The following is an 18044-nucleotide window of genomic DNA, read 5'->3' on the forward strand; positions in this document are numbered from 1 at the left end:
CCCATGCCCGGTGGAGCCCTTGGTCGGGCCGAAAGGGGCAAGGCGCGGGTTCATCGCTTGAATAACGCCTCGGCAGTTGCCTTATGGTTAACGGCGCTTTCAATTTTTGTTCGAGTGCGGGTGATTTCGGTTTCCAGCGCCCTGATGCGCGCTTCCAGTTCCGCAACGGACAGTGGCCCCAGATCCTGTCGGAGCAGCTGGGCCAGCGGATCATCGGCCTTTCTCGGCAGATCATTGTCCATGTCCATAAAGGGTAATGTTGACCCTGTAGGCTAGTCTGTCAATAAGGAGCGAAGCTCCGCCCGTCGATTTTGGGTGCGGTGCAATATCTCTGGCCCGGGGGGGCATATATGATCCTCGACAGTTTCACGATTCCATCCGAAATGACGGCGATCGGAATCCCGGAGCCCGGCGGTCCCGACGCGCTGGTGCCCGAACAGCGCCCGGTGCCAGTGCCCGGCGAGGATGAGGTGCTGATCCGTGTGGCCGCCGCTGGCGTCAACCGGCCCGATGTGCTGCAGCGGCAGGGCAAATATCCGCCGCCGCCCGGCGCGTCCGACATTCCCGGACTCGAGGTGGCGGGCACGATCGTCGCCGCCGGCCGGTCCGCCGACATGCTGGTGGGCCAGCGCGTCTGTGCGCTGCTGCCGGGCGGGGGCTATGCCGAATATGCGATTGCGCCGGCCGGCCAGTGCCTGCCGGTGCCGGCGGACTATGATCTGGTCGAGGCGGCGGCGCTGCCCGAAACCCTGTTCACCGTGTGGACCAACCTGTTCGAGCGCGCCTATGTGGTCGGCGGCGACCGGGTGCTGGTCCATGGCGGCACCAGCGGCATCGGCACCATGGCGATCTCGCTCTGCCGCCTGTTCGACATAGAGATCATCGTCACCTGCGGCAGCGACGACAAATGTGCCCAGGCGCTCGAATGGGGCGCCAGCCATGCGATCAATTACAAGAGCCAGGATTATGTCGCCGAGGTGAAACGCATCACCGGCGGGCAGGGGGTGCAGGCGGTGCTCGACATGGTCGGCGGCGATTATGTCCCGCGCAACATCGAATGCATGGCCGAAGATGGCCGCCATGTGTCGATCGCGGTGCTGGGCGGGGCCAAGGCCAGCATCTTCCTGCCGACGGTGATGTCCAAGCGCCTGACCCTGACCGGATCGACGCTGCGGCCGCGCTCCTCAGGCTTCAAGAGCCTGGTCGCGGACGAGATCATGCGCACCGTCTGGCCCTTCGTCGAACAGGGCAGGCTGCGCCCGGCAATGGACCAGCGCTTCGCCCTCGCCGACGCGGCCAAGGCCCATGCCCGCATGGATGCCGGCGAACATTTCGGAAAGATCGTGCTGACGGTGTGAGGGGTGGCGGGGAAACCCGCCAATTCGTAGTATTTCCGTCATATTCGGTGCGGAGTTGTAACAGAGCGGCGCTAGGGATTCGGCCTCAAGGACAACAGCCCTTGAGGACGTAGACATGGACGCCATCACGCGCTTGCCCTTCCTGAGCGAACTGGAAGAGGGGGCTGACGACCGCTTCCACATCCCCGAGCGGGAAGGCGCGCGTCGCCGCTATCGCACCATCTGGATTTCCGACATCCATCTGGGCACACGCGGTTGCAACGCGACGATGCTGATCGACTTTCTCGACAGCGTCGACAGCGACACCATCTATCTGGTCGGCGACATCATCGACGGCTGGCGGCTCAAGAAGCGATTCTACTGGCCCGCCGCGCATAATGACGTGCTGTGGCGGATCATGAAGCGGGCCAAGCGCGGCACCCGTGTCGTCTATATCCCCGGCAATCATGACGAGATGTTCCGCCAGTTCACCGGCATGAATTTCGGCGGCGTCGAGATCCGCCGCAAGGCGATCCACGAGACCGCCGACGGACGCAAGCTGCTGGTGCTGCATGGCGACGAGTTCGACACGATCATGCTGGCGCATCGCTGGCTCGCCTTCGTCGGCGACGCGGCCTACACCAGCCTGATGCGGCTGAACGTGGTGGTCAACGCCGTGCGTCAACGCATGGGCCTGCCTTATTGGTCGCTCAGCAAGATGGCCAAGCACAAGGTCAAGAATGCCGTATCCTTCATCTCCCGCTTCGAGGAAGTGGTGGCGCATGAGGCCGGCGCGCGCGGTGTCGACGGCGTGGTGTGCGGCCATATCCACAATGCCGAGATGCGCGAGATCGAGGGCATCCAATATTATAATGATGGCGACTGGGTGGAGGGCTGCACCGCGCTGGTGGAGCACGCCAGCGGCGCGATGGAGGTGCTGCACTGGGCCGACGAAATCGCCAAGCGCGGCGAGACGGCGCCGACGCTGATGGCGGCCTGACACGGAGAAGCGGGATGCGGATCGCGATCGTCACCGACGCCTGGACGCCGCAGGTCAACGGCGTGGTCCGCACCTTGCAGATGATCCAGTCCGAACTGGAGCATATGGGACATGAAGTGAAGGTGATCTCGCCCGATCTCTATGGCTCCATTCCCTGTCCGACCTATCCGGAAATCCGTCTGGCGCTGGTGCGATCGGGCGTGGTCGGACAGGCGATCGCTGCCTTCCGTCCCGATGCGGTGCATCTGGCGACCGAAGGGCCGCTCTGCTTTGCCGCACGCCGCTGGTGCCTGCGCGGCAATGTGCCCTTCACCACCGCCTATCACACCCATTTTCCCGATTATGTGTCACAGCGCACCGGCCTGCCGGCCGCCTGGTTCTGGCGCTATATCCGCTGGTTCCACGGACCGGCGCAGGCGGTGCTGGTGTCGACCCGGTCGGTGCGGCAGCAATTGCGCGCCCATGGCGTTGCCAATGTCCGCAAATGGGGCAGGGGCGTCGATCTTCAGACCTTTGCCGGGGATGTCGCCCCCTCGGCCCTGCTGGCGGACCTGCCGCGCCCGATCCAGCTCTATGTCGGCCGGGTCGCGGTCGAGAAGAATCTGGAAGCCTTCCTGGCCAGCGAACATCCCGGCACGAAGGTGATCGTCGGCGACGGCCCGGCTCGTGCGGTGCTGGAGCGGGCCTATCCCGATGCCCGTTTCCTGGGTGCGCAGTTCGGTGCAGACTTGGCGGCCATCTATGCCGGCGCGGACGTATTCGTCTTCCCCAGCCGCACCGACACGTTCGGGCTGGTGATGATCGAGGCGCTGGCCGCCGGTACGCCGGTTGCCGCCTTCCCCGTGACGGGGCCGATCGATATCGTCACGCCGGAAACCGGTGCCCTGTCCGAACGGCTGGAAGATGCCATCGCTGCGGCGCTGCTGTGCGATCGGGGGGCTTGTGCTTCTTATGGTCGCAGCTTCAGTTGGGAGCGCAGCGCGCAGGAATTCCTGGCAGGTCTGCATCCGATCGATCCGGTCGTGATGGACAGCGCCGCCTGACGCTTTTCCTTGCCGCAGGCCCCGCGATGCTCTATCCCTGACATGTCGTGGCCGCCCTGCTTGGGCGGCCCTTATCGTTTTTAGAGCCGGAGAAGACCCCGTGTCCCAGCCCCTCATGCCCCATGCGACCGCCAGCTGGCTGGTCGACAATACCGCGCTGAGCTTCGACCAGATCGCGGAATTCTGCGGGCTCCACATCCTGGAAGTCCAGGCCATCGCCGATGACACTGCCGGCATCAAATATACCGGCCGCGATCCGGTGCGCGCCCATGAAATCACCATGGACGAAATCCACAAGGGCGAGAGCAACCCGGACTATAAGCTCAAGATGCTCAAGGGGCCAGAACCGGTCCGCCGCACCAAGGGGCCGCGTTATACCCCGGTCAGCAAGCGCCAGGACAAGCCCGATGGCATCGCCTGGATCCTGCGCAACCATCCGGAGATTTCGGACGGCGCGATCGGCAAGCTGATCGGCACCACCCGGACCACCATCGCCGCGATCCGCGATCGCAGCCACTGGAACATCAGCAACATCACGCCCAAGGATCCGGTGACGCTGGGTCTCTGCTCGCAGCGTGAACTGGACGCGCTGGTCAGCAAGGCGGCGAAGAAGGCCGGCATCGAGATGCCGACCGATTCGCGTCTGGACGGTGACCGCGAGGCGCTGATCGAGGAGCTGCGCCGCGAGCGCGAGGACAATGCGCGCCGTATCGAAGCCTCGCTCAAGAGCGAGGCGGAGCTGATTTCGGGTGCCGCCACGATCCTCGACCCGTTCAGCAGCAACAAGGGCGAGGTCTGAAGACGTAGCGTCATCCGACGCTCTTTCTGACCCGCTGCAATGCAGCATTTTCAAGGGCCGCGCCGGTTTTCCGACGCGGCCTTTTTGCTACAATCCGGACACAGGTTGACGCTTGCGTAAAGCGCTCGGGCCACTTACACTTCTGTAAATGGAGAGCAGAGAAAAGATCTGGCGCGAGCATTATCAGCACCCTACGTCGTGGGAGCAGACGTTCCCGCCGATGTCGATGGGAGAGATGGTAACGCACAGCGCCACCGCCCACCCGCAGGCCCACATGATCGATTTCATGGGGCGCAAGTTCAGCTATGGCGCGATGATGGACGACATCAGGCGCATTGCCTGCGGATTGCAGGCCATGGGCGTCAGGAAGGGGGACCGGGTCGGTCTCTACCTGCCCAACACCCCCCATTATGTCGCGGCCTATTATGGCGCGCTGCTGGCCGGCGCGATCGTCGTCAACTTTTCCCCCCTCTACACCGCCGCCGAACTGGAACATCAGGTCGAGGATAGCGGCACCAAGATCCTGTTCACCCTGTCGGCCAAGGCGCTGCTGCCGACCGCGCTCAAGGTGCTGGACAATAGCAGCCTGGAAAAGCTGGTTGTCGGTTCGATCGCCGAGGTGCTGCCGACCGCCAAGAGCATCCTCTTCCGCCTGTTCAAGCGCAGCGAGACGGTAGCGTTGCCGCATGATCCGCGTGTCATCCGCTATGACCGGCTGATCGCCAATGCGGGCGAATGCATCGTGGCGGACATCGATCCCGTCAATGACGTTGCGCTGCTGCAATATACCGGCGGAACCACCGGCACGCCCAAGGGCGCGATGCTGACCCACCAGAATCTGACCGCCAATGCGCGTCAGGCGCAGGCGATCGATCCGCATGCGGGCGAGGGCGATGACCGCATCATCGCGGTGCTGCCCTTCTTCCACGTCTTCGCCAATACCTGCACGCTGAACCGGACCGTGATGAATGGCGGCGAGATGGTGATGCTGCCCCGTTTCGAGGCGGTGCAGGTGCTCTCGGCCGTCCAGCGGACCAAGGCGACGTCGCTGCCCGGCGTGCCGACCATGTATCAGGCGCTGCTCGATCATCCGGCCTTGCCGAACATCGATTTCTCGTCGCTGCGCACCTGCATCTCGGGCGGCGCGCCGCTGCCGATGGAGGTGAAGCAGAAGTTCGAGGCGGTGACCGGCGCGCGTCTGATCGAGGGCTATGGCCTCACCGAAACCAGCCCGATCGTCTGCGCCAATCCCTATGAGGGGCTGAACAAGACCGGCACCGTCGGCCAGCCGGTGCCCGGCACCCGCGTCAAGATCGTCAGCCGCGAGGATCCGACCCAGCCCCCGCCCGAGGGCGAGCCGGGTGAACTGATGTTCGCCGGGCCGCAGATCATGAAGGGCTATTGGAACCGGCCGGACGCGGACGCACAGGTGTTCATGGGCGAGTTCCTGCGCACCGGCGACGTCGGCGAGGTCGATGATGACGGCTATGTGCGGATCGTCGATCGCCTCAAGGACATGATCGCTGTCGGCGGCTTCAAGGTTTTCCCGAGCCAGGTGGAATCGGTCCTCTATCATCATGAATCGGTGAAGGAGGCGCTGGTGATCGGCGTGCCCGATCGCTATCGCGGCGAGCAGCCCAAGGCGTTCGTGACCCTGAACGAGGGCGCGACCATCGACGGGCCGGGCCTCAAGGACTGGCTCAACCCGCAACTGGGCAAGCATGAGCGGGTCTGCGAGGTCGAGGTCAGGTTGAACCTGCCCAAGACGCTGGTCGGCAAGCTGTCGCGCAAGGAACTGGTCGCCGAAGAACGGGCCAAGGCCGAACAGGCGATGGCCCAGAATGCGGCGCAGACTGGAACCGCAGCCTGATTGCTCCTATCTAGCGCGCCAAAGCTGGATAAGGATTATCGATATATGGCGCAGGAAATCGCAACGCTGGCTGGTGGCTGCTTCTGGTGTACGGAAGCAGTCTACCAGACGCTCAAGGGCGTGGAATCGGTCCAGAGCGGCTATATCGGCGGCACCAGGGTCGATCCGACCTATGAGGAGGTCTGCACCGGCAATACCGGCCATGCCGAAGCGATCCGCATCGCCTTCGACCCGGCCGTCATCAGCTATGCCGACCTGCTCGACATCTTCTTCGCCACGCACAATCCGACGACGCTGAACCGCCAGGGCAACGACATCGGGACGCAGTATCGCTCGGCGATCTTTCCCCATTCGGCCGAGCAGCAGGCCGAGGCACTGGCCGGCATCGCGCGGGCACAGGTGGATCAGGTCGATCCGGTGGTGACCGCGATCGAGGCGGACGCCCCCTGGTATCCGGCCGAGGATTATCACCAGAAATATTGGGAACGGGTCGGCGACCAGAATCCCTATTGCATGGCGGTGATCCCGCCCAAGCTGGCCAAGCTGCGCAAGGGCTTTGCCGCCCGCATCGAGGAATAAGCCTCGGCTTGGCCGATTTCCCGACGGCTCGTCCCGTTTCGCCGCGTTTTTATCCTATGGTTAATGTCGGCCATGGCAGATGCGGTGCAACGGACGAGTCGGGGGACTATTGAATGACGAAGACGATCATGCTGCTGGCGCCGGCGATGCTATTGATGCTGCCGGGCTGTATTGCGAAAACGGCGGTCGATGTCGTCACGCTACCGGTGCGCGCGGGCGCGCAGGCGGCCGATTGGGCGACCACCAGCCAGGACGAGGCCGACCGCAATTATGGCCGCAAGATGCGCAAGCAGGAGGCCGAGGAAGGCAAGGCGCGCAAGAAGGCCGACGAACAGCGCCGCCGCGAATGCCGCAAGGCCGGCTACGACAATTGCGGCTGAGCCGGATCGACCGGTCAGGCCGCGGCGCGGCGTAACCGGTCGTTGATGGCGGTGCCGATCCCCTCGTCGGGGATGGGCGCTACCGCAATCCGTCCCTGGATGCTCGCATCGGCGACATGCAGGGCGGCGAACAGATTGGCCGCCGCCTCGCGCAGGTCCGCGTCGACGCTCAGGTTGAGATGACAGGGCATCAGACCGAAGCCGATCAGATATTCGTCCTTTTCCGCCCGCAGCGCGTTGAGCCGCACCGGCTTCGAGGGCGCATAATGGCTTTCGAGCTGGCCGGGTGCTTCGATCTTCGCATTGCCTGTCTTGGAATCCGGGCCGGTAATCACCGGCAGGCCGCTCGCCTCCTCCAGCATCGCGGTCGTCACCGGGCCGGGGCGCAGCAGGCGGATGCGGTCCGCTTCGGGGGCAGCGATGGTCGATTCCAGCCCTTCGCTGGTCGGGCCTTCGTCCAGGATCATGCGGATCTTGCCGTTGAGGCTGGCCAGCACATGTTCGGCCCGGCTGGGGCTGATCGCCCCGCTGCGATTGGCCGAGGGCGCGGCCAGCGGCCGGCCGCTCTCGCGGATCAGCGCGCGCATCGCCGGGTGGGCGGGCAGGCGCAGCGCCACGGTCGGCAGGCCGGCCATCACCAGCGGCGACAGGCCGCTATCGGCCCGCACCGGCAGCACCATGGTCAGCGCGCCTGGCCAGAAGCGGGCGGCAAGCTGCTCGGCCTGGGGCGAGAAGTCGGCCAGCCGCCGCGCCATCTCCATGTCGGAAACATGGACGATCAGCGGGTTGAAGCTGGGCCGCCCCTTGGCGCTGTAGATGCCGGCGACCGCCTGGGAATCGGTGGCATCGGCCGCCAGGCCATAGACGGTTTCGGTAGGAACGGCGACAGGCTCGCCGGCTCGGATCAGTAATGCTGCCTCGCGAAGCGCTTCCGCGCCATAGCGGCAGACCCTGGTGGAAAAGGCTGGATTTGGGATAGTCACGACCCCCGCGATATAGACCCCGGATCGCCGCAGTAAAAGGCCATTGCGACAGTGACATGACATTGTTGGCAAAGCTTGCCGCAATGGCGCGGCCCGGCTAATCCCGCGCCATGAACGACGCCCTGCTGACCCGTATCGCCGAAGCGCTGGAACGGCTTGCGCCGCCGCCGGCTTCCTCTGCCGACCTTGCGGCTGCGCCCGCCTATGTATGGGATGGGGTGGCGATCCGCGCGGTGGAGGCGTTCGCGCCGGTGGACTATGACCTTCTGACCGGCATCGACGCGCAGAAGAGCGCGCTGCTGGACAATAGCCGTCGCCATGCCGCCGGCCATGCCGCGCATGACGTGCTGCTATGGGGCGCGCGCGGCACCGGCAAGTCGGCGACCGTGGCTTCGGTGGTCGGAAAGCTGCAGGCGGAAGGGCAGGACATTGCCCTGCTGCAATGCGCGATCGACGAACTGGCCAGCTTGCCGGCGCTCTTCACCCTGCTGCGCAGCACGACCCGGCCCTTCATCCTCTTCCTCGACGATCTGGGCTTTGACGAGGGGGTGGGCGATGCCCGTGCGCTGCGCTCGCTGCTCCAGGGCGGCACCGCCGCGCGTCCGGCCAATGTCCGTCTCTATGTGACGTCCAACCGCCGCCATATCGTGCCGCGCAACCTGTCGGAACAGGATGATCCGATCAATCCGCGCGACGTGGTCGATGACAAGATGGCGCTGTCGGACCGGTTCGGCCTCAGCCTCGGTTTTCATGCGCTGGATCAGGACGCCTATGTCGCCATTGTCGAGGGCTATGCCCAGGCGCTGGGTCTCTGCGTCGAGCCGCTCGACGCGATCCAGTGGGCGACCCAGCGCGGCAGCCGCTCGGGCCGCGTCGCCTGGCAATATGTGGTCGAACTCGCCGGGCGCCACGGCCTCTCGGTCTGATCCTCTCTCAATCTGATACTCAGGCGCCGTCCTTTTCGGCCAGGCTCAGGAACTCCGCGACCAGCCGGTCCAGTTCCGTGCGGCAGCGCGGCGGGTCGACGGCGGTGTCGCACAGGGGCGCTGCATCGGCCATCGTCTTGATGACGCGGGCCAGGCTCAGCGTGTCGCTGTGACGTTGCCGGTGGGCAAGGGCGGCGAAAGTATTGAAATACATTTCAGCCAGCCGGCGATCATGCTCCAAATCATAGCCCCGTCGTCGTTCCGGCTGGCCCAATGCCTCCATGCGCAAGTGATGGAGCGAGCGTCGCGCGCTGTCGGCCCGCAACTGGTATAGCTCCGCCGGTTCGATCGGTTTCATCTTGGATGCCTGTCGCATGGCGCATCAGCGCGCGAACGAGGCAATATATCCCGGCTTTCGCCCGGCCGAAATTAAGCGTCTGGTCTTGCGAACAAGTTTTTTCGACGCATCGGCCGGGCGGTCGGCGATTACTGCGCGCGGGTCACTCGCCAGACGACGCCACCGACATCGTCCGCCACCAGCAGCGCACCCTTGGCGTCCACGGTCACGTCGACCGGGCGGCCATGGGCGGCGCCCTGGGCATCCAGGAAACCGGTCAGCACATCGGCCGGCTTGGCCTTGCCGACTTCGCCATTGTCCTCGAAGGGAATGAACACGACCTTGTAGCCGGCGGCGGGCTTGCGGTTCCAACTGCCATGCAGGCCGACGAAAGCGCCATTGCCATAGGTGGCGCCAAGCTGCGCATCCTTCGAGAAGCTCAGGCCCAGCGGCGCGACATGATTGCCCAGCGCATAGTCGGGGCGCTTGGTATATTCGCGGATTTCCGGCCGCTGCGGTTGCACCCGGCGATCCTCATAGCCGCCCCAGTAGTTCCACGGCCAGCCATAGAAGGCGCCGAATTCGACGCGGGTCAGATAGTCGGGGACCAGGTCGCCGCCCAGCATGTCGCGCTCATTGACCACGCCCCACAGCACGCCGCTTTTGGGTTCGAAGGCCAGGCCGACCGGATTGCGCAGGCCCGACGCATAGATGCGATAATCGCCGGTCTTGGGATTGACCTCCAGCACGGCGGCGCGGTTCGCTTCGCTTTCCAACCCATTTTCGCCGATATTGCTGTTCGATCCGACACCGACGTAGAGCAACCCGTTGGGGCCGACGGTCAGGCTGCGGGTCCAGTGCATGTTCGGCGCCTGGGCGGGCAGGTTCAGGATCTTGCGGCCCTTGTCGCTGATCTTGGTCTCGCCTTCCTTATAGGGGAAGGCCATCAGCGCATTGGTGTTGGCGACATAGAGGGTATCGCCGATCAGCGCCATGCCATAGGGCGAATAGAGGCCGCTCAGGAACACCGTCTTGGTGTCCGCCTTGCCGTCGCCATCGGTGTCGCGCAGCAGGCTGATGCGGTCGGGCGAGGGGACGCCGGCGCCGGCCTTGTTCATCAGGAAATTCATCACCCGGCTGACGATGCCGGTCTGCGGGCGCGGCTGGCTGTTGGTCTCGGCCGTCAATATGTCGCCATTGGGCAGGCGCAGCAGCGATCGCGGATGGCTCAGCCCCTCGGCGAAGCGTTCCACCACCAGTCCCTTGGCCGCGACCGGCTTCTCCCCGGCCTTCCACGGCTTCACTTCGGCGATGTTGACGGTCGGGAAAAACTCGTTCCGCGGCGTGGTGAAGCGCGGTTCCGCTCCGACATCGGCGCCGGCCGGCAATTGGGCGGTATCGCCCTGCGCGAAATAGAGGAAAGCGCCGCCGGCAATGACCAGCGCGACGAGGGGGATGGCGATGAAATGCTTCTTCATGTCGCCACATCTATGCGGCGATGCGCCGCCGGGCAAGGCGCTCCGTTGCGCGGGTGTTACTTAGAATCTGTTTGGAAATGCCCCCCTGGCGCATCCGCACCGGCCCGCACCCCCACCCGACCGCCCAGACATGGTACCCCTATGGGTGGTCGGGTGGGGGCGCGGGCCGGTGTCGCATCGAAAATGCGCTCTTCCGCGCATTTTCCAAACAGGTTCTTAGGCCTTTCGTTCGCGCAGCCAGAGCAGCAGGGCGATCAGGATGCCGGCTCCGGTGCCGACGAGCAGGCCGATGCTGGGCTGGCCCAGCAGGCCGCCGCCGATCGCGCCGGCCATGATCAGCAATGCAATGATGGCGCCCGCGCCAGTCGGATTCTTCGCCTTGTTCATGGCCCATCCTTGCCATGGCCCGCCGCGCATGGCCAGATGCTTGTCATGTGCGTCCCTCCTGTCCCGGATCGGAACGGCTGGCGTCCCGAAATGGCGCGTTTGTCCTGTTGTGGGATTTGCCTAACTGGCCGTTCACTCTCGTCCACGGCCTGCTGCGCCAAAGCCTCAAACTGGCATGGAGGTTGATTGGGGGTGACGAAAGGGCGCGCAATAATCGGGGGTCGCATGAACATGCCATATCTTTCGGATCGAAAGAGCTATGAGGATGCAACGGAACTGATCGCGACCTTTGGTGCCAATGCCGGATATGAGGCCGCGGCGCGGGCCGACCGCAGCCGCGACCTCGGCAACCACATCCATTTCTGCCACTGGCGCCAGATAGAGCGGCTGATCGTGCTGCTGGCCCATGACCAGCCGCTCGGTACGATCCACTGATCGCCTGAACGCCAAAAGGCCGGAGCGTCACCAACGCTCCGGCCTTTTTGCTGCCTGCTTGCGGGCGTTTTAGAGCCGCAGTCCGGCCGTTTCCGGCAAGCCGGCCAATATGTTGAGATTCTGCACGGCGGCGCCGGCAGCGCCCTTGCCCAGATTGTCGAGCGTGGCGACCAGGCGGGCCTGGCCGCTCTGCGCATTGCCGAACACCGACAGCGACAGGCGGTCGGTCGCGCCGACATGCTCGACCTCGACCTGGGCCATGGCGGCGCTGTCGGCCAGCGGCGTCACGCTGACGATCGGCGACCCTGCATAGGCAGCGGCCAGCGCGGCGTGGATATCGGCGGGGGAGGGCGTGCCCGGCATGGCGCGCAACTGCAACGGCACTTCCACCAGCATGCCGCGATAGGCATTGGCGACGGCCGGCGCGAACAGCGGCGGATGGTACAGACCCGAATAGCGGGTCATTTCCGGCACATGCTTGTGCGCCAGGTTCAGGCCATAGGCACGGAAGGCCGTCGGGGCACCGTCGGCGCCTTCATATTCCGCGATCATCGCCTTACCGCCGCCCGAATAACCCGAAGCGCCCGATACCGTCACCGGCCACTCGGCCGGCAGCAGGCCGGCCAGTATCAGCGGGCGGACCAGCGCCAGGAAACCGGTCGGCCAGCAGCCAGGATTGGCGACGAAGCGGCTGTTGGCCAGGCGCTCGCGATGGCCCGGCTCCAGTTCGGGGAAGCCATAGGTCCAGCCGTCGGCCACACGGTGCGCGGTCGATGCGTCGATCACGCGGGTGCGGTCATTATCGATAAGCGCCACGGATTCGCGCGCGGCATCGTCGGGCAGGCACAGGATCACGATGTCGGCCGCATTCAGCGCATCGCGCCGGGCCGCCATGTTGCGGCGATCCTTTTCGTCGACCGTGATCAGCGACAGTTCGGGCCGGTCGGCCAGCCGGTCGGCAATCTCGATGCCGGTGGTGCCATGGCCGCCGTCGATGAAGATCTTCGTGGTCACTGGGCAATCCTCCGCCGGGCGATGATCGGCTGTTCATGGTGGGGTGCCAGGCGGGCGACGACATCGGCCAGCGGTTCGACCACCACCGTCATCCAGTGGGCGTTGGCGTGCAGCATATGGGTGGCGTCGGTCATGATCCCGACATGGCCGGGGAAGAAGACCAGGTCGCCGCGCTGCAACGGCGCGCTCGCCTCGATCGGCGCGCCAATGCCTTCGCACTGCAGGTCGGTGTCGCGCGGCACGGCGATGCCGCATTCGCCCAGCGCGACCTGCACCAGCCCCGAACAGTCGATGCCGCGATGGCCACGCCCGCCCCAGACATAGGGCTGGCCCAGATAGCGCTGCGCCACCGAGACCCAGTCGCCTTCCGGCGAGTCGAGCGGGGCGGCATGGCGGCCATGGATGAAGCCGTCGCCGGTCGCGAGGAAGCTGTCCTCGGCCTCGCCGCCGAAGCGGGCGCCCAGCGGCCAGTGATCGGCAATCGGCGCCTTGATGTCGGCACGGCTGAACAGTGGCGCGCTCTGGTTGACGATACGATGGCTGACCGCTTCCTTCACGTCCAGCGCGTCGCGGCGGACATAGCCGACATAGCCGTCATACCCGCAAAAGCCCCAGGCCCAGTCGGTCGTGACGTCCAGCGCATGGAAGCTCTCGCCGCGCAGCAATTCGCTTACCGCCTCGGCATTGTGCGAAGGCTGGGAGAGGATCGGCGCGCCGGGCGCCACGCAGGTCAGTTCGACCGCGCGCGCATAATGGGCGGAAAAGAGCACCCCGGCGAGCGATATGTCCGCCAGGTCGCCGCGTGCCGCATGGACGCGGTGATCGAGTGCTACGGATCGGCCTTCCAGCTTGAACCGGGTTCTTTTAGGCGGTGCGCTCCGCGCGGTGGTGATCTGGCCTGTCATCGCGCGCGGTTCCTGCGATGAAATGGTGAAAGGCGTCAAGGAATTCCGCGCCCTTCGCCGTTCGAGTGATGAAAATATTGCGCCGATCGGCCGCATCCCGCTCTCGTCGGAGATAGCCGAGCGCCGAAAGCTTGTTCAGCGCGCGGGTGATGACGGGCTTGGATACATGCAGTTGTTCGGCCAGGCCACGGACCGTATGCGGGCCATCGCCGATATAGACGGTCAGCATCAGCGCCATCTGGCGGTTGGTGAGGTCGGGTTTTCCCGACCGCACATAATCCACCAGGGTCCGCATCCACTGGCTGAGCGGCTGTATGCCGGGACGGTCGATCTGGGCGGCCTGTTGCGGGGAAGCGAGCGCGTTCATTCCCCCCTAACGCATGATAGCCAATCCGGTTGCGTAACGGATCGCAGGATATTGCAGTTTGGCTATCGCGCGCTGTCATAGCGTTGCTGGAGCAGGCGAAAGACCGCGCGCAGGCCCAGCGCTTCGCCGCCCTTGGGCCGACCCGGACGCGCTGCCGGTCGCCAGGCGAAGGTGTCGAGGTGGATCCAGGCCGTGCCGTCCGGCACGAAGCGTTGCAGGAACAGGGCGGCGGTCACCGCGCCGGCAAAGCCACCTTCGCCGGCATTGTTCAGGTCGGCAATGTCGGATTTCAGCATGTCATAATAGCCGTCCCACAGCGGCAGGCGCCAGGTCGGGTCATCGACAGCCGTGCCGGCCGCCGCGATGTCGCTCGCCAGCGTCTCGTCATTTGTGAAAAGTGCCGGCAGGTCCGGGCCGACGGCGACGCGCGCCGCGCCGGTCAGGGTGGCGAAGTCCACGATCAGCTCGGGCTTTTCCTCGCCCGCCCGCGTCAGCGCGTCGCCCAGCACCAGCCGCCCTTCGGCGTCGGTATTGCCGATCTCCACGGTCAGCCCCTGCCGGCTGCGCAATATGTCGCCGGGGCGGAAGGCATTGCCGCCGATGGCATTTTCGGCGGTCGGCACCAGCAGGTGCAGCCGCACCGGCAGGCGCGCGCCGATGATCAGCCGGGCCAGCGCGATCGCATGGGCCGCGCCGCCCATATCCTTCTTCATCAGGCGCATGCCCGACGACGGCTTGATGTCCAGGCCGCCGCTGTCGAAGCAGATGCCCTTGCCGACCACGGCGACGCGCGGCGCGCTGGGATCGCCCCAGCTCATTTCGATGAGGCGCGGGGCAAAGCTCTTGTCCGCCGCCTTGCCGACGGCATGGATCATCGGGAAACCCTGCTCCAGCGCGTCGCCGCGCGTCACCTGCACCTCGCCGCCATGGGCCTGTGCCAGCTGGCGCACGGCATCTTCCAGATCCTGCGGCCCCATGTCGGCGGCCGGTGTATTCACCAGGTCGCGGACCAGCGCCACCGCCTCGGCCTGCTGCACGATCGTCTCGATCCGGGCGACGTCGCTCGTCAGCAGCACGCGCGGGCCTACGGCGCCTTCATCCTTGCGATAGCGTTCGAACCGATATTGCGCCGCCAGCCAGCCCAGCGCCGCCGCGCCGGTGCTACCCTCGGCCAGGCGATAGCTGCCCTCGGGCAGGCTTTCGGCCAGCCTGGCCAGGCACCAACTGCCCAGCGCGTCACGCTTGGCCACCCCGGCCACGACCGACCAGTCGCTCTGTCCCTCGCCGGGGACGATTGCATGCTCGTTCGGCTTGGCGCGGAATTTCTGGGCGCTGATCAGGGCGCGGACCCGTTCGGGCTGGGCGGTGAACCAGGCGTCCAGTTCTGCGGCTTCGATCAGCTGGATGGAACGGGCGGGCTGGCCATTATCGGCTTTGAGCAGGTCGGCAAATTCGATCATGCACTGGGATGTAGGAGAAAGCACTCCACATGGGAACGGGCCATTTTCTCGTGCTGTTTTTCGTCCCGGGGGAAACCCCACCGGTCGTCAGGGCATTTGCCTATTGTGGCCCGAGTGCCTAGGTTCCAGGTCATAACAAACGGCAAGGAGAGTAGCCATGATCCGTTCCGACAATAGCGGCCTGCAGGCGCTGCGCGCCCGCGCCTATGCGCTGGCCGAAAGCGGTCAGTTCGCCAACGCCCATGCGGTCGAGCAGGCACTGGTGGCCGAAGGCTGGCCCAACATCCATCGCGCGCTCGCCGGCGACTATGCGCGCAAGGCGATCAGCGAACGCTGCCTGACGGCCAAGCCGCACTGATGCGGGCAGGGTGGGGGAACGGGACGACGGGGCTGCTGCTCGCAGCCCTGTTGCTGTCAGGCTGTTCGCGATCGCAAGAGGATGATCCGCCCGGCGGCAACATGCCCGCCAATGCGACGATGCGCGCCTTTGTCGACCGCATGGCCGGCACCACGCGACCCGCTGCTCCACCCGCCAAACCATTCGAGCAGTCGGAAAAGACGGAGCTGCTGGAATTCCTCTACGCCTATCCGGCGCAGGCGGCGGCGATCCCGCCGCTGGTCGATCGCTTTGCCAGAGCCATGGCCGAGAACAAGGCCGATGCGCTCAAGATGGCAACGCAGGACCGGGACTCGGCAAAGAAGGCGGGTTTCCCCTTCCACGCCCATAGCCGCGAGACGCGCTGGAGCGTGATGGCCGATACGCCGCGCTTCCTGGCGCTCGAATCCGCCAATTACATGTATACCGGCGGCGCGCATGGCATGACCGGCTATGAAGCGCTGCTGTGGGACAAGGAACGGCGGCGCGAAACCGATTTCGGCGCGCTGCTGACGTCCGAAGCCGCCTTTGCCACAGCGATCCAAGACAGCTTCTGCAAGGCGCTGGATCGCGAGCGGACCAGGAAGCGCGGCGCACCGGTGGTGCCGGGCGATGACGACTTCACCAAATGCATCGATCCGATGAAGCAGGTGCTGGCGCCGACGTCACGCGACGGCAAGTTGATCGACGGCATTCAGGTGACGATCGGCCCCTATGGCGCCGGTCCCTATGCCGAGGGCAGCTATGACATCAAGCTGCCGGTCGATGCGGCGATCTACAAGGCGATCAAGACCGAATATCAGGACGCGTTCGTCAGGCCCTGAGAATAGCCGTCATTGCGAGGCGGGAAGCGCCGCGGCAATCCATGGATTGCTTCGCTGCGCTCGCAATGACGATCCTGTTCAGGCGGGCACGCCATACAGGTCGTGATCGTCGGCATCCTCGATCAGCACGTCGAACATGTCGCCCGCCTTGCGGCCTTCGCCGACGTCGCGCAGGAAGACATTGCCGTCGATTTCCGGCGCGTCGGCCTGGCTGCGTGCGGTGGCGCCGATGCTGCCATCTTCCTCGTCAGGTTCGCCGACCTCGTCCAGGATCACCGGCATGACCCGGCCGACCTTGGCCTGCAGCTTGGCGGCGCTGATCGCGGCGGTCTTTTCCATGATCCGCTGATAGCGTTCTTCCTTGACCTCTTCGGGCACGGCGCCGGGCAGGTCATTGGCGGCTGCGCCCTCGACCGGCTCGAAGCGGAAGGCACCGACGCGGTCGAGTTGTGCCTCGTCCAGCCAGTCGAGCAGATATTGGAAGTCCGCCTCGGTCTCGCCGGGGAAGCCGACGACGAAGCTGGAGCGGATCGCGATGTCGGGGCAGATGTCGCGCCACTTGCGGATGCGATCCAGCACCTTGGCTTCATTGGCCGGGCGCTTCATCGCCTTCAATACGCTGGGCGAAGCATGTTGGAAGGGAATGTCGAGATAGGGCGTCAGCAGCCCTTCGGCCATCAGCGGGATGACATGGTCGACATGGGGATAGGGATAGACATAGTGGAGGCGCACCCAGGGGGCGACGCCGTCCGCCGTGCGCAACTGGCCCAGTTCGCGCGCCATGTCGGTCATATGGGCGCGGACCTCGCGGCCCTTCCACATGCGCGGCTCGTGGCGCGTGTCGACGCCATAGGCCGAGGTATCCTGGCTGATGACCAGCAATTCCTTGGTGCCGGCCGCGACCAGCTTTTCCGCCTCGCGCAGCACCGCGTCGATCCGGCGCGACACCAGGTCGCCGCGGATCGAGGGGATGATGCAGAAGGAGCAGCGATGGTTGCAGCCCTCTGAAATCTTCAGATAGCTGTAGTGACGCGGGGTGAGCTTGAGGCCGCCTTCGGGCACCAGGTCGACAAAGGCGTTGGGGATGGGCGGCGACGCGTCATGCACCGCATTGACCACCTGCTCATATTGGTGCGCGCCGGTGACGGCCAGCACCTGCGGGAATTTCGCGCGGATCACGTCCGCCTCGTCGCCCATGCAGCCGGTCACGATGACGCGGCCATTTTCGGCCATGGCCTCGCCGATCGCCTCCAGCGATTCTTCCTTGGCGGAATCGAGGAAGCCGCAGGTGTTGACCAGCACGACGTCGGCGCCGGCATAGTCGGCGGACATCTGATAGCCGTCGGAACGCAGCTTGGTCAGGATACGTTCGGAGTCGACCAGGTTCTTCGGACAGCCGAGCGAAACCATGCCGATCTTCGGCGCGTCTGGGATTTTGGTTGCCATGATCGGCGCGCACATAGGGATTTTTGCGCCAAATGTCACGGGGTAGCCGAAAAGACAAAGGGCGCGCCCAAATGGACGCGCCCTTCGCCATGGCTAAG

The 18044-nt window shown here is 65.3% G+C and carries 21 protein-coding genes; 11 read left to right on the forward strand and 10 right to left on the reverse strand.

Translation table 11 applies throughout. The features are described from left to right. Positions 1-50 precede the first annotated feature (50 nt). Positions 51-248 (reverse strand): DUF1192 domain-containing protein, encoded by a 198-nt coding sequence (locus tag GGQ90_RS01975; RefSeq protein ID WP_004211362.1) that lies wholly within the window; start codon positions 246-248, stop codon positions 51-53. Between the two features lie 102 nt (positions 249-350). Here GGQ90_RS01975 and GGQ90_RS01980 point away from each other — a divergent pair, with 102 nt between their 5' ends. The 7 genes from GGQ90_RS01980 (at position 351) to GGQ90_RS02010 (ending at position 7008) form a co-directional block, all read left to right on the forward strand. Continuing rightward, positions 351-1358, forward strand: a complete 1008-nt coding sequence (locus GGQ90_RS01980) for an NAD(P)H-quinone oxidoreductase (RefSeq protein WP_188080591.1) — start codon at positions 351-353, stop codon at positions 1356-1358. A 115-nt stretch (positions 1359-1473) separates the two neighbouring features. After that, positions 1474-2337, forward strand: coding sequence for a UDP-2,3-diacylglucosamine diphosphatase (locus GGQ90_RS01985; protein ID WP_188080592.1), 864 nt, complete (start codon positions 1474-1476; stop codon positions 2335-2337). 14 nt (positions 2338-2351) lie between these two features. Continuing rightward, complete coding sequence (locus GGQ90_RS01990; protein WP_188080593.1) at positions 2352-3380, forward strand: glycosyltransferase family 4 protein; 1029 nt, start codon at positions 2352-2354, stop codon at positions 3378-3380. 115 nt (positions 3381-3495) lie between these two features. Next, positions 3496-4179 carry a DUF1013 domain-containing protein gene (locus GGQ90_RS01995; protein ID WP_188080862.1) on the forward strand — a complete coding sequence of 228 codons (684 nt, stop codon included), beginning with the start codon at positions 3496-3498 and terminating at the stop codon, positions 4177-4179. A 148-nt stretch (positions 4180-4327) separates the two neighbouring features. Beyond that, complete coding sequence (locus GGQ90_RS02000) at positions 4328-6049, forward strand: long-chain-fatty-acid--CoA ligase (protein WP_188080594.1); 1722 nt, start codon at positions 4328-4330, stop codon at positions 6047-6049. A 45-nt stretch (positions 6050-6094) separates the two neighbouring features. Next, positions 6095-6628 carry a peptide-methionine (S)-S-oxide reductase MsrA gene (gene msrA, locus GGQ90_RS02005; protein WP_188080595.1) on the forward strand — a complete coding sequence of 178 codons (534 nt, stop codon included), beginning with the start codon at positions 6095-6097 and terminating at the stop codon, positions 6626-6628. Between the two features lie 113 nt (positions 6629-6741). Next, complete coding sequence (locus GGQ90_RS02010; protein ID WP_188080596.1) at positions 6742-7008, forward strand: hypothetical protein; 267 nt, start codon at positions 6742-6744, stop codon at positions 7006-7008. 14 nt (positions 7009-7022) lie between these two features. On the opposite strand, the gene GGQ90_RS02015 is transcribed toward GGQ90_RS02010, so the two are convergent. Beyond that, entirely contained in the window at positions 7023-7991 is a 969-nt protein-coding gene (locus tag GGQ90_RS02015) for an L-threonylcarbamoyladenylate synthase (RefSeq protein WP_188080597.1), read from the reverse strand. Between the two features lie 110 nt (positions 7992-8101). Here GGQ90_RS02015 and GGQ90_RS02020 point away from each other — a divergent pair, with 110 nt between their 5' ends. Further along, positions 8102-8917 carry an ATP-binding protein gene (locus tag GGQ90_RS02020; RefSeq protein WP_188080598.1) on the forward strand — a complete coding sequence of 272 codons (816 nt, stop codon included), beginning with the start codon at positions 8102-8104 and terminating at the stop codon, positions 8915-8917. Positions 8918-8936: 19 nt separating this feature from the next. Here GGQ90_RS02020 and GGQ90_RS02025 read toward each other — a convergent pair whose 3' ends face one another. The 3 genes from GGQ90_RS02025 to GGQ90_RS02035 all read right to left on the reverse strand — a co-directional run bounded on the left by GGQ90_RS02025 (position 8937) and on the right by GGQ90_RS02035 (position 11119). Next, on the reverse strand, positions 8937-9275 hold the full coding sequence (locus tag GGQ90_RS02025; protein WP_246428097.1) for a hypothetical protein: 339 nt from the start codon (positions 9273-9275) through the stop codon (positions 8937-8939). A gap of 128 nt (positions 9276-9403) precedes the next feature. Next, a complete protein-coding gene (locus tag GGQ90_RS02030) occupies positions 9404-10732 on the reverse strand; it encodes a PQQ-dependent sugar dehydrogenase (protein WP_188080600.1) in 1329 nt (442 codons plus the stop codon). Between the two features lie 216 nt (positions 10733-10948). Beyond that, complete coding sequence (locus tag GGQ90_RS02035) at positions 10949-11119, reverse strand: hypothetical protein (protein WP_010337933.1); 171 nt, start codon at positions 11117-11119, stop codon at positions 10949-10951. A 231-nt stretch (positions 11120-11350) separates the two neighbouring features. Between GGQ90_RS02035 and GGQ90_RS02040 the strand changes: the two genes are divergently transcribed. Further along, complete coding sequence (locus GGQ90_RS02040) at positions 11351-11554, forward strand: hypothetical protein (RefSeq protein WP_188080863.1); 204 nt, start codon at positions 11351-11353, stop codon at positions 11552-11554. A 69-nt stretch (positions 11555-11623) separates the two neighbouring features. Here the strand turns inward: GGQ90_RS02040 and argC are convergent, their stop codons facing one another. The 4 genes from argC to GGQ90_RS02060 form a co-directional block, all read right to left on the reverse strand. After that, positions 11624-12568 carry an N-acetyl-gamma-glutamyl-phosphate reductase gene (gene argC, locus GGQ90_RS02045; protein WP_188080601.1) on the reverse strand — a complete coding sequence of 315 codons (945 nt, stop codon included), beginning with the start codon at positions 12566-12568 and terminating at the stop codon, positions 11624-11626. Next, complete coding sequence (locus GGQ90_RS02050; RefSeq protein WP_188080602.1) at positions 12565-13473, reverse strand: C40 family peptidase; 909 nt, start codon at positions 13471-13473, stop codon at positions 12565-12567. Before GGQ90_RS02050 ends, argC begins: the two co-directional genes overlap by 4 nt. Beyond that, positions 13433-13840 carry a MarR family transcriptional regulator gene (locus GGQ90_RS02055; protein ID WP_188080603.1) on the reverse strand — a complete coding sequence of 136 codons (408 nt, stop codon included), beginning with the start codon at positions 13838-13840 and terminating at the stop codon, positions 13433-13435. Before GGQ90_RS02055 ends, GGQ90_RS02050 begins: the two co-directional genes overlap by 41 nt. A gap of 62 nt (positions 13841-13902) precedes the next feature. Further along, on the reverse strand, positions 13903-15300 hold the full coding sequence (locus tag GGQ90_RS02060) for a leucyl aminopeptidase family protein (protein ID WP_188080604.1): 1398 nt from the start codon (positions 15298-15300) through the stop codon (positions 13903-13905). A 157-nt stretch (positions 15301-15457) separates the two neighbouring features. Between GGQ90_RS02060 and GGQ90_RS02065 the strand changes: the two genes are divergently transcribed. Continuing rightward, entirely contained in the window at positions 15458-15658 is a 201-nt protein-coding gene (locus tag GGQ90_RS02065; RefSeq protein ID WP_004211387.1) for a hypothetical protein, read from the forward strand. Beyond that, positions 15658-16500 carry a DUF4163 domain-containing protein gene (locus GGQ90_RS02070; RefSeq protein ID WP_188080605.1) on the forward strand — a complete coding sequence of 281 codons (843 nt, stop codon included), beginning with the start codon at positions 15658-15660 and terminating at the stop codon, positions 16498-16500. The genes GGQ90_RS02065 and GGQ90_RS02070 overlap by 1 nt, the downstream gene beginning before the upstream one ends. A 78-nt stretch (positions 16501-16578) precedes the next feature. Here GGQ90_RS02070 and rimO read toward each other — a convergent pair whose 3' ends face one another. Continuing rightward, a complete protein-coding gene (gene rimO / locus GGQ90_RS02075; protein ID WP_188080606.1) occupies positions 16579-17961 on the reverse strand; it encodes a 30S ribosomal protein S12 methylthiotransferase RimO in 1383 nt (460 codons plus the stop codon). Between the last annotated feature and the right edge of the window lie 83 nt (positions 17962-18044).

The organism is Sphingobium scionense (genome assembly GCF_014197035.1).
In the GTDB taxonomy this organism is placed as follows: Bacteria; Pseudomonadota; Alphaproteobacteria; order Sphingomonadales; family Sphingomonadaceae; genus Sphingobium; species Sphingobium scionense.